Annotated in this window: 10 protein-coding genes; 8 read left to right on the forward strand and 2 right to left on the reverse strand. The window is 61.5% G+C overall.

Translation table 11 applies throughout. The features are described 5' to 3' along the window. Window positions 1–339: 339 nt before the first annotated feature. A complete protein-coding gene (rimO, locus tag H7225_RS15395) occupies window positions 340–1,752 on the forward strand; it encodes a 30S ribosomal protein S12 methylthiotransferase RimO (RefSeq protein ID WP_290663387.1) in 1,413 nt (470 codons plus the stop codon). 14 nt (window positions 1,753–1,766) lie between these two features. Next, on the forward strand, window positions 1,767–2,972 hold the full coding sequence (locus tag H7225_RS15400; protein WP_290663389.1) for a PLP-dependent transferase: 1,206 nt from the start codon (window positions 1,767–1,769) through the stop codon (window positions 2,970–2,972). A gap of 20 nt (window positions 2,973–2,992) precedes the next feature. Here the strand turns inward: H7225_RS15400 and smpB are convergent, their stop codons facing one another. Next, window positions 2,993–3,457, reverse strand: coding sequence for an SsrA-binding protein SmpB (gene smpB / locus H7225_RS15405; RefSeq protein WP_290663391.1), 465 nt, complete (start codon window positions 3,455–3,457; stop codon window positions 2,993–2,995). Between the two features lie 39 nt (window positions 3,458–3,496). On the opposite strand from smpB, the gene H7225_RS15410 reads away from it, so the two are divergent. Both H7225_RS15410 and H7225_RS15415 read left to right on the forward strand, forming a co-directional pair. Then, entirely contained in the window at window positions 3,497–3,979 is a 483-nt protein-coding gene (locus H7225_RS15410; RefSeq protein ID WP_290663393.1) for a type II toxin-antitoxin system RatA family toxin, read from the forward strand. Then, window positions 3,966–4,322 (forward strand): RnfH family protein, encoded by a 357-nt coding sequence (locus tag H7225_RS15415; protein WP_290663395.1) that lies wholly within the window; start codon window positions 3,966–3,968, stop codon window positions 4,320–4,322. Before H7225_RS15410 ends, H7225_RS15415 begins: the two co-directional genes overlap by 14 nt. A 5-nt stretch (window positions 4,323–4,327) precedes the next feature. Here H7225_RS15415 and H7225_RS15420 read toward each other — a convergent pair whose 3' ends face one another. After that, complete coding sequence (locus H7225_RS15420; protein ID WP_290663397.1) at window positions 4,328–4,822, reverse strand: DUF4124 domain-containing protein; 495 nt, start codon at window positions 4,820–4,822, stop codon at window positions 4,328–4,330. A gap of 161 nt (window positions 4,823–4,983) precedes the next feature. Between H7225_RS15420 and guaB the strand changes: the two genes are divergently transcribed. The 4 genes from guaB (at window position 4,984) to H7225_RS15440 (ending at window position 10,491) form a co-directional block, all read left to right on the forward strand. Continuing rightward, window positions 4,984–6,456 (forward strand): IMP dehydrogenase, encoded by a 1,473-nt coding sequence (gene guaB / locus H7225_RS15425; protein ID WP_290663399.1) that lies wholly within the window; start codon window positions 4,984–4,986, stop codon window positions 6,454–6,456. Window positions 6,457–6,482: 26 nt separating this feature from the next. Beyond that, window positions 6,483–7,697, forward strand: coding sequence for an MFS transporter (locus H7225_RS15430; protein ID WP_290663401.1), 1,215 nt, complete (start codon window positions 6,483–6,485; stop codon window positions 7,695–7,697). 29 nt (window positions 7,698–7,726) lie between these two features. Continuing rightward, complete coding sequence (guaA, locus tag H7225_RS15435) at window positions 7,727–9,322, forward strand: glutamine-hydrolyzing GMP synthase (protein WP_290663403.1); 1,596 nt, start codon at window positions 7,727–7,729, stop codon at window positions 9,320–9,322. A gap of 227 nt (window positions 9,323–9,549) precedes the next feature. After that, a complete protein-coding gene (locus H7225_RS15440; RefSeq protein WP_290663405.1) occupies window positions 9,550–10,491 on the forward strand; it encodes an integrase arm-type DNA-binding domain-containing protein in 942 nt (313 codons plus the stop codon). Window positions 10,492–10,602: the final 111 nt, after the last annotated feature.

Here is a 10,602-nt window from a genome sequence, read left to right on the forward strand (position 1 = left end):
GGTGATCGCTTGGTCAGTTCTTGTGCTTGGCTCAAGATTTCCAGGCATCTGACGGTCAACGGCACCCGATGTTCTTTCTTGGCTTTCATTCGTGAGTCCGGTATCACCCACATGCGGTCGTCCCACTTGATCTCCGACCACTCTGCAAGGCCTCAAGGTCATGAAGCGCATCCGGTGCAGCGTGTACAGCGCGGCGTCCGAATGCTCCAACAAGGCTGAGATTGACTGGCCGGTGGTGGCCCAACCCTGAAGCGCCAGACCCGGCTTGGCGGGTTCTTGTGAGATCTCTGACGCTCGGGGGCGTTGCGAAAACCGCAATTTCCCCGACAATCCCCCTCTATGACGTCTGAATTGCTCACCCCCACCACGCCCGCCCCATTCGCAGCCGCCCCCAAGATCGGCTTTGTCAGCCTTGGCTGCCCGAAAGCGCTCACCGACTCTGAACTGATCCTGACCCAACTGGCCGCCGAGGGCTACCAGACCTCCAAGACCTTCGATGGTGCGGACCTGGTGATCGTGAATACCTGCGGCTTCATCGACGATGCCGTGCGCGAAAGCCTGGACACCATCGGCGAGGCCCTGGCCGAGAACGGCAAGGTCATCGTGACCGGCTGCCTGGGCGCCAAGGCCGGTGTCGATGGCGGCAACCTGGTCCGCCAGATGCACCCCAGCGTGCTCGCCGTGACCGGCCCCCACGCCACGCAAGAGGTGATGGACGCGGTGCACCTGCACGTGCCCAAACCCCACGATCCCTTCCTGGACTTGGTGCCCGAATCGCGCGGCATCGCCGGCATCAAGCTCACGCCCAAGCACTATGCGTATCTGAAGATCAGCGAAGGCTGCAACCACCGCTGCAGCTTCTGCATCATCCCCAGCATGCGCGGCGATTTGGTCTCGCGCCCCATTGGCGATGTGCTGAACGAGGCTCGTGCCTTGTTCGAATCCGGCGTGAAAGAACTGCTGGTGATCAGCCAGGACACCAGCGCCTACGGCGTTGACGTGAAATACCGCACCGGTTTCTGGGATGGCAAGCCCGTCAAGACCCGCATGTTTGACCTGGCCGAGCAGTTGGCCACCTTGGCGCAGCAGCACGGCGCCTGGGTGCGCATGCACTACGTCTACCCCTATCCGCACGTGGACGAGATCCTGCCGATGATGGCCGAGGGCCTGATCCTGCCCTACCTGGACGTGCCTTTCCAGCACGCCCACCCCGACGTGCTCAAGCGCATGAAGCGCCCGGCCAATGGCGAGAAGAACCTGGAGCGCCTGTTGCGTTGGCGCGAGATCTGCCCCGAGATCGTGGTGCGCAGCACCTTCATCGCCGGCTTCCCTGGCGAAACCGAGGTGGAGTTTGAGTACCTGCTCGACTTCCTGCGCGAGGCCGAGATCGACCGCGCGGGCTGCTTTGCCTATTCACCCGTCGAAGGCGCAGCCGCCAATGCGCTGCCCGGCGCCTTGCCCAAAGAAGTGCGCGAAGAGCGCCGCGCCCGCTTCATGGCCGTGGCCGAGCAGGTGTCGATCGCCAAGCTGCAACGCCGCGTGGGTGCGACCATGCAGGTGTTGATCGACAGCGCGCCCGCATTGGGCCGCAAGGGTGGGGTGGGGCGCTCCTACGCTGACGCGCCCGAGATCGACGGCACCGTGCGCCTGCTGCCTCCTGAGAAGGCCAGCAAGACCTTGAAGGTGGGCGAGTTCACCAAGGCACGCATCGTGGCGGTCGAAGGGCATGACCTGATCGCCTTGCCGATCTGATTTAGCATGGTTGGATGAAGCAGCGCAAAAACGCCCCCAGCACCGACCTCATCCACCACGCCTACGAGCCACCTGCTGGCTTCAAGTCCGTCGTGCCGGGCATCCACAAGGCTTCCACCGTCATTTTTGACAATACGGGGGCCTTGCGGGCGCGCCAATGGAAGGACAAGACGGGCTACACCTATGGCCTGCACGGCACGCCCAGTACCTTCACGCTGGAAGCGCGCCTGGCCACGCTGGAGGGCGGAGTGCAAACCCTGTTGGCCCCCAGCGGCCTGGCCGCCCTCGCCATGGTGGACATGGCTTTGCTTCACGCTGGCGACGAGGTGCTGATCCCCGACAACGCCTACGGCCCCAACAAGGATCTTGCGCGGGGCGAGTTGGCCCGCTGGGGCATCACCCACCAGCTCTACGATCCCTTGCGTGCCGATCAACTGGCTGGCCTCATCACCCCCCGGACCAAGCTGATCTGGCTGGAAGCCGCCGGATCCGTGACGCTGGAGTTCCCCGACTTGGTCGGCCTGCTGCGCGTGTCGCGCCAGCATCCGCACTTGATCGTGGCGATGGACAACACCTGGGGCGCGGGCCTGGCTTTTGATGCGTTTGCCTTCGACGAAGTGGGCGGGCAAGCGCAAGGCGTCGACATCTCTGTGCACGCCCTGACCAAATACCCGTCGGGCGGCGCCGATGTGCTGATGGGCTCGATCACCACGCGCGACGAGGCCCTGCACATCAAGCTGAAGATGACGCACATGCGCATGGGCCTAGGCGTGGGCGGCAACGATGTCGAAGCCGTGCTGCGTGGCCTGCCAACCTTGCCCTTGCGCTATGCCGCGCACGATGCCGCGACGCGGCAGATCGCACAGTGGTGGCAGACCCGGCCTGAAGTCTCGCAGGTGCTGCACCCGGCCTTGCCGCAGTCACCCGGCCACGCCCATTGGGCCCAGATCTGCAGTGCGGCCGGCGGTTTGGTGTCAGTGGTGTTCGACGAACGCTACAGCCCCGCCCAGGTCGACGCCTTCATCGATGCCTTGGCCTTGTTCAAGATTGGGTACTCATGGGGTGGGCCGGTGAGCCTGGCGGTGCCCTATCACTTGCCGAGCATGCGCACAGTGGGCGATGTGCCGCAGGGCGCCCTGGTGCGCTTGGCCATTGGCCTGGAAGATCCGCAAGACCTGATCAATGACCTGGAGCAGGCCTTGAGGGTGTTGACTGCCTGAGCCTCGTCGGCCCTGCGGGCTCAATCCTTCGGATTGGACGAGACTTTATGTCTCATCATTCGGCCCTTTTCCCGCTCCCACTCGCGGTCCTTGATGGTGTTGCGCTTGTCGTGCTCGGCCTTGCCCTTGGCCAGGGCGATCTCGGCTTTCACGTAGCTGCCCTTGAAGTGCAGGTTCAGTGGCACCAGGGTGTAGCCCTTTTGCTCGGTCTTGCCGACCAGGCGGCGGATCTCGGCTCGGTGCATCAACAGCTTCTTGGTGCGGTCTGCCTCGGGCTGGACGTGCGTTGACGCTGACCGCAGCGCATTGATGCGCAGGCCGATCAGATGCAACTCGCCGTTGCGGATCATGATGTGGCCATCGGTCAACTGCACCTGGCCCGCGCGGATCGCCTTGACTTCCCAGCCTTCCAGGACCACACCCGCCTCGAAACGTTCTTCGATGTGGTAATTGAACAGGGCTTTTCTATTTTCGGCAATCGTCATGGTTAGAAGGATACAGGGTCCTTAAAATGGCGGCATTCTATGAAGCAAGTCAACAAGTCCGTCCTGCTCTGGTATTCGCCCCGCGAAATGTACGCGCTGGTGACCGCCGTCGAGGATTACGCCCAATTCCTGCCCTGGTGTGAGCGCGCTGAAGTCCTGCAGCAGCACGACGATGGCGTCACCGCGCGCCTGCACATCGCGTTCGCCGGCATCAAGCAAGCTTTCACCACGCGCAATACCGACATCGACGCCAGTGAAGTCCACATGCGCCTGGTTGATGGCCCTTTCTCCAAGTTGGAGGGCGCCTGGAGATTCACGCCCTTGCAAAAGCCCGGTTCGCCCTCCCAAGCGCCAGGTGAGGCGCCGCCAGAACCCACCGCCTGCAAAGTTGAGTTTTCGTTGAGCTACGATTTTTCAAGTCGGGCCCTGGCCCTGGTGATCAGCCCCGTGTTCGACCGCATCGCCAACACCTTTGTCGATGCCTTTGTCAAACGGGCCGAGCAGGTCTATGGGCCCCGTTGAACAACCCCCGGCCCCGACGATTCACATCGAGGTGGTGTTCAGTGCTGGGCCCAGGCAAATCGAACTGAAAGCCTTGACCTTGCCTTTGGGCAGCTGCGTCAAGGATGCCTTGCTGGGCAGTGGCTTGCTGGCCCAGGCTCAAGGCCTGAGCGTGGGCATCTGGGGCCGCAAGACCACCCTTGGGCACGCCTTGCAGGACCGCGATCGGGTGGAGGTTTGCCGTGACTTGATCGTCGATCCGAAAGAAGCCCGGCGTGTGAGGTACCGTGCGCACGGCGAAAAGCTGTCAAAGAAGGGTGTCAAACGGCCTCAAACGCGGGCAGTGACCGAGCCGTCAGGCTAGGGCCATCATTTGCAGTTGCTGGCGATGGCTTCTTGCGTGCGGCGCTGCTCATCGGCGCGGCCTTTGTCGTCCAGGATCTCGCGCTCACCCTTGCTGTTGGTGCGGGCAATGCGGATGCCGTCGTTGAGCGTGCGCTGGTAGTTGCGGGCTTGTGTGCAGTTCTCAGCACGGCCTTTGGCGGCTTTTTCTTCTTCGACCTTGCGCTGGGCTTCTTTTTCTTCTTCGGCCTTGCGGCGCTTCACGTCCAACTCGGACTCAGGCGCCTTGGCTGCGGCGGCTGGCTTGGCGGCCGATGCGGCTGCATCCACTTCGGAGGCTGGCTTGGCCAATTGCACGGCCCTTGAAGCATTGGGCCTTTGAAGGATGTTGGCTTCAGGGGTGCCGGCCGGAGGCGGGCGGTCGCTGTATTGAGTGGCACCAGAGGCGTCCTTCCACTTCCACTCGGTTCCTGCCTTGGCAGGCGTGGCCACCAGCGTCACACTGGCCAGAATCAGGGACATGAGCAGGGCGGAAGTGGGGCTGGTGCTTTTCATGACGCGGAGTTTAGTCCGGCTTGGCGGCCTTCATGGCCGCGAAAACGCCCATTCGTCACGGTAAATCCTCGCTTCGACAGCCCATGTTCGCAGCGCGTATAATCTTCTTTTGCGTCTGGAGCCTGTTCATGCGCCTGCTTGGTAAAGCACTCACATTCGACGATGTGCTGCTGGTGCCCGCGTTCTCACAAGTGTTACCCCGTGACACATCGCTGGCCACCCGTCTTTCTCGAAATATCACCCTGAACCTGCCCTTGGTGTCTGCCGCCATGGACACGGTCACGGAAGCCCGCCTGGCGATTGCGATCGCCCAGGAGGGTGGTATCGGGATCATCCACAAAAACCTCACGCCTCAGCAACAAGCTGCGGAAGTCTCGCGCGTCAAGCGTTACGAGTCTGGCGTGCTGCGTGACCCGATCACGATCACCTCCGACGTCCGCGTCCGTGATGTGATCGCGCTGTCACAGCAACATGGCATCTCGGGCTTTCCGGTGGTTGATGATGGTCGCGTCGTGGGCATCGTCACAGGGCGCGATCTGCGTTTTGAGACCCGCCTGGACGTGCCAGTGCGTGACATCATGACCCCGCGCGAGCGTCTGATCACCATCAAGGATGGCGCTTCGAAAGAAGAAGCCAAGGCCTTGATGCACCACCACAAGCTGGAGCGCGTGGTCATCGTCAACGAGGCGTTTGAGCTCAAGGGCTTGTTCACCGTCAAAGACATCACCAAGCAGACCAACTTCCCCAACGCTGCGCGCGATTCGCACGGCAAGCTGCGCGTGGGCGCGGCGGTCGGCGTGGGCGAGGGCACCGAAGAACGCGTCGAGCTGTTGGTTCGTGCCGGCGTCGATGTCCTGGTCGTCGACACGGCCCACGGCCACAGCGCGGGTGTCATCGAGCGCGTGCGCTGGGTCAAGAAAAACTACCCGCAAGTTGACGTGATCGGCGGCAACATCGCCACAGGTGCAGCGGCTTTGGCACTGGTCGAAGCAGGCGCCGATGGCGTCAAGGTCGGCATCGGTCCTGGTTCCATCTGCACCACGCGGATCATTGCCGGTGTGGGCGTGCCCCAGATCATGGCCATCGACAACGTGGCCACGGCTTTGCTGGGCACGGGCGTACCCTTGATCGGCGACGGAGGCATCCGCTATTCGGGTGACATCGCCAAAGCCATCGCGGCTGGTGCCAGCACCGTCATGATGGGTGGCATGTTCGCGGGCACCGAAGAGGCTCCTGGCGAAGTGATCCTGTACCAGGGCCGCAGCTACAAGAGCTACCGCGGCATGGGCTCCATCGGTGCCATGAAGGCCGGTTCGGCCGACCGCTACTTCCAGGAAAACGACGAAACCACCAACCCCAACGCGGACAAGCTGGTCCCCGAGGGCATTGAAGGCCGTGTGCCGTTCAAGGGCTCGATGATCAGCATCGTCACGCAGATGGCGGGCGGGTTGCGCGCCTCCATGGGCTACTGTGGTTGCGCCACCATTGAAGACATGCGCAACAAGGCCGAGTTCGTCGAGATCACGGCCGCGGGCATTCGCGAGAGTCACGTCCACGACGTGCAGATCACGAAAGAAGCGCCCAACTACCGCATGGAGTGATGGGCGCCCAAGGCCGCAGGGCGGCCATGCCCTTCATCATGGTGACGGTGCTGCTCGACATGATGTCGATCGGCATCATTGCCCCCGTGCTGCCCAAGCTCATCGGGTCGTTCATGACCTCGGGGGCCAGTACGTCGGTGGCTTATGGGGCGGCGCAGGCGGCGTTTGCCATTGCGCAGTTTTTCAGCGCGCCAGTGCTGGGCGCGCTGTCTGACCGCTATGGTCGGCGGCCCATCCTGTTGCTGGGCTTGCTGGGCATGGGCATCAATTTCTTCGTGACGGCGCTGGCCTCCGAGTTCTGGATGCTGCTGGCTGTGCGCGTGATGGGTGGGGCCGTGTGCGCCAACATCGCGGTGGCCAATGCTTATGTGGCCGACATCACCGTGCCCGAAGAGCGCGCCAAGAACTACGGCATGTTGGGCGCCATGTTCGGCCTGGGTTTTATCCTGGGGCCGGTGCTGGGTGGCGTGTTGGGCAACTACGATTTGCACTGGCCGTTTTTGTTGGCGGGTAGCTTGTCGCTGCTGAATTGCCTGTACGGCTACTTCGTGCTGCCCGAATCGCTGCCGCTGGACAAGCGCCGCAAGTTCGAGCTGGCCCAGGCCAATCCCTTCACCGCCTTGTCTCGCTTGAGGGACCTCAAGGGCGTCGAAACTTTGATGTGGATCATGGGCCTGTCGATCCTGGCGCAATTCTGTTTGCACACCTGCTGGTTCCTCTACACCGAGTTCAAGTTTGGCTGGACGCCGATGGACAACGGTTTGTCGCTGCTGGCCGTGGGCGGCATGGCGGTGCTGGTGCAGGGCGGTTTGATGCGCGTGGTGCAAAATTACATCCCGCTGCACCGGCTGGTCGCCATCGGCCTCGTTTCGTCCACCATCGCGTTTGCAGGCTATGGCCTGGTGCCGGTGGGTTGGATGCTGTTCGTGATTGTGGCGGCCAATGTATTTGGCTACATGGTTCAGCCTGGTCTGCAAAGCCTGGTGTCCAACGCCGTTGACCCAACCCGCCAGGGCGAAAGCATGGGCGCAGTGTCGTCCATCAACAGCGTGGCGGCCGTGCTCGGCCCCTTGTTGGGCACGCCGCTGCTGGCGGTGGTGTCGCACTATCCCCATGGCGACTGGCGCGTGGGGGCTCCGTTTTACCTTTGTGCGGCCATCCAGGGGGTGGCAGCCATCATCGGCCTGCGCTATTTCAGCCGCACTTACCGTGCGCCGGGCCCTGTGGCGACCGTGGCCTGACCCTTGCCCGATACACCAGAGATTTCACCATGCATGACAAAGTCCTGATCCTTGACTTCGGCTCTCAAGTCACCCAGCTCATCGCGCGCCGTGTTCGCGAAGCCCAGGTCTATTGCGAGATCCACCCCAACGATGTGACGGATGAATTCATCCGCGGCTTTGCGCCCAAAGCCATCATCCTGTCGGGCAGCCACGCCAGCACCTACGAAGACCACCAACTGCGCGCACCGCAGGCCGTGTGGGACTTGGGCGTGCCCGTGCTGGGCATCTGCTACGGCATGCAAACCATGGCCGTGCAATTGGGTGGCAAGGTGGAGTGGAGCGATCACCGCGAGTTCGGCTATGCCGAGGTGCGCGCGCAAGGCCACACCAAACTGCTGAACGGCATCGAAGACTTCACCACGGCCGAAGGCCACGGCATGCTCAAGGTCTGGATGAGCCACGGCGACAAGGTCACGGTCTTGCCCGAGGGCTTCACGCTGATGGCCTCGACGCCCAGCTGCCCCATCGCCGGCATGGCCAACGAAGCCAAGCGCTACTACGCCGTGCAGTTCCACCCCGAAGTGACCCACACCGTGCAAGGCCATGCGATGCTGACGCGCTTCGTGCGCGACATCGCCGGTTGCAAGGGCGACTGGGTCATGGGCGACTACATTGCCGAAGCTGTTGCCAAGATCCGCGAACAGGTGGGTGATGAGGAAGTCATCCTGGGCCTGAGCGGCGGCGTAGATTCCAGCGTGGCGGCGGCCTTGATCCACCGCGCCATTGGCGATCAGCTGACCTGCGTGTTCGTGGACCACGGCCTGCTGCGTTTGAACGAAGGCAAGATGGTGATGGACATGTTCGCCGGGCGCCTGCACGCCAAGGTGATCCAAGTGGAGGCCTCCGACCAGTTCATGGGCCACTTGAAAGGCGTGACTGACCCCGAGGCCAAGCGCAAGATCATTGGGCGCGAGTTTGTCGAGGTCTTCCAGGCCGAGGCCAACAAGCTTAAGGGCGAAGGCAACAAGGGCGCCAACTGGCTGGCCCAAGGCACCATCTACCCCGATGTGGTCGAATCAGGCGGCACGGCCAGTAAGAAGGCCACCATCAAGAGTCACCACAATGTGGGCGGCTTGCCCGAGAAGCTTGGTTTGAAGCTGCTGGAGCCACTGCGCGAGTTGTTCAAGGACGAAGTGCGCGCCCTGGGCGTGGCCCTGGGCTTGCCGGCTGACATGGTCTACCGCCATCCCTTCCCGGGGCCTGGCTTGGGCGTGCGCATTCTGGGTGAGGTTCGCCAGGACTTTGCCGACCTGCTGCGCCGCGCTGACCACATCTTCATTGAAGAGCTGCGCGCTGCGATCGACCCCACCACGGGCAAGTCCTGGTACGACTTGACCAGCCAGGCTTTCACCGTGTTCCTGCCGGTGAAGAGCGTGGGCGTGATGGGCGATGGCCGCACCTATGACTATGTGGTGGCATTGCGCGCGGTGCAGACCAGTGACTTCATGACGGCTGATTGGGCGGAGTTGCCTTACAGCTTGTTGAAGAAGGTGTCGGGGCGCATCATCAATGAGGTGCGTGGTATCAACCGCGTGACTTATGACGTGTCGAGCAAGCCGCCTGCGACGATCGAGTGGGAATGATTCAATAGCGTTTCAGGGCGTCCCAGGACGTCTCAATGATTCACTCAAGCCCTTGATTTTCAAGGGTTTTTTCGTTTTTGACGTCCCATGAGGTTTCAGGGCAGCCCACGATTTTTGTCGGCAGAGTTGACGGTCGATTTTTCTGGACAACCATTCTTTGACCGTTTACCGTCTCTATGCACTGACGGTAAATTGATTCGAAGGGCAGACCTAGCGAGAGGGCGCACATGGCACTGACTGACACCAAGCTCAAGAACCTCAAACCCACCGAGAAGGCCTATAAGGTCGCTGATCGCGATGGGTTGTATGTGGTCGTTTCTTTGAAGGGAACGCTGACGTTCCGCTATGACTACCGCCTGGCGGGCCGACGTGAGACCCTCACCATCGGGCAGTACGACGAGTTCCAAGCCGTGCAGCCGAAACGCGATCCAGATACCCTCAAGTACGGTGATCCACTTTCCCTGGCGGATGCCCGTGATTTGCTAGCCCGAGCGAAGAGCAGCGTCAACCGCGGCGACTCACCAGCACGTGTCAAATCTGAAGCCAGGAAGGAGTTCCAGGAGTCGGGTACTTTCGAATTCTTCGCTGATATCTGGCTGAGTAACGGAGGCTTGGCAGACAGTACAGCTGCCATGCGTAAGAGCATCCTGGACCGCGATGTACTGCCCAAGTTCGGCAAACGCAAGTTGGAGGAGATCACATCCAGTCAGGTGCTGGCGCTGTGCGAGAAGATCAAGGAACGGGGCGCTCCAGCCACAGCAGTTCATGTGCGAGAAGTTATTCAGCAGGTGTATCGCCATGCTATGTCACGGGGCCTGAAGATTGAAAATCCGGCGGAGTCAATAAAGGCCTCGGCTATCGCAACTTTCAAGCCCCGAGAGCGAGCTTTGACGCCAGGTGAGATCCACATGTTCTTTTCTGTGCTGGACTCCCTTGGCACTTTGCCGACGCTCAAACTTGCTGTGAAATTCATCTTGCTCAGCATGTGTCGCAAGGGTGAGTTGCTACTGGCAACGTGGAAAGAAATCGACTTCGATGCAGGCACATGGACAGTTCCGCCTGAGCGTATGAAGGCGAGAAGGGCGCATGTGGTCTATCTCAGTAGTCAAGCGATCGATCTACTGGTTGGGCTCAAGACATGGATAGCGTCAATCATCTTGGCCGGTTAAACGACAATCATCTTGGCCGGTTTGACGGGGATGAATGTCGTTTCTTAGGAAGTCATGGGGCTGGCTCCTCGGTGTGTTTGTCGTTTGGCTTGAGTGATTGACGTCGGCGAC

The organism is Aquabacterium sp. (assembly GCF_014378415.1).
GTDB lineage: Bacteria > Pseudomonadota > Gammaproteobacteria > Burkholderiales > Burkholderiaceae_C > Aquabacterium.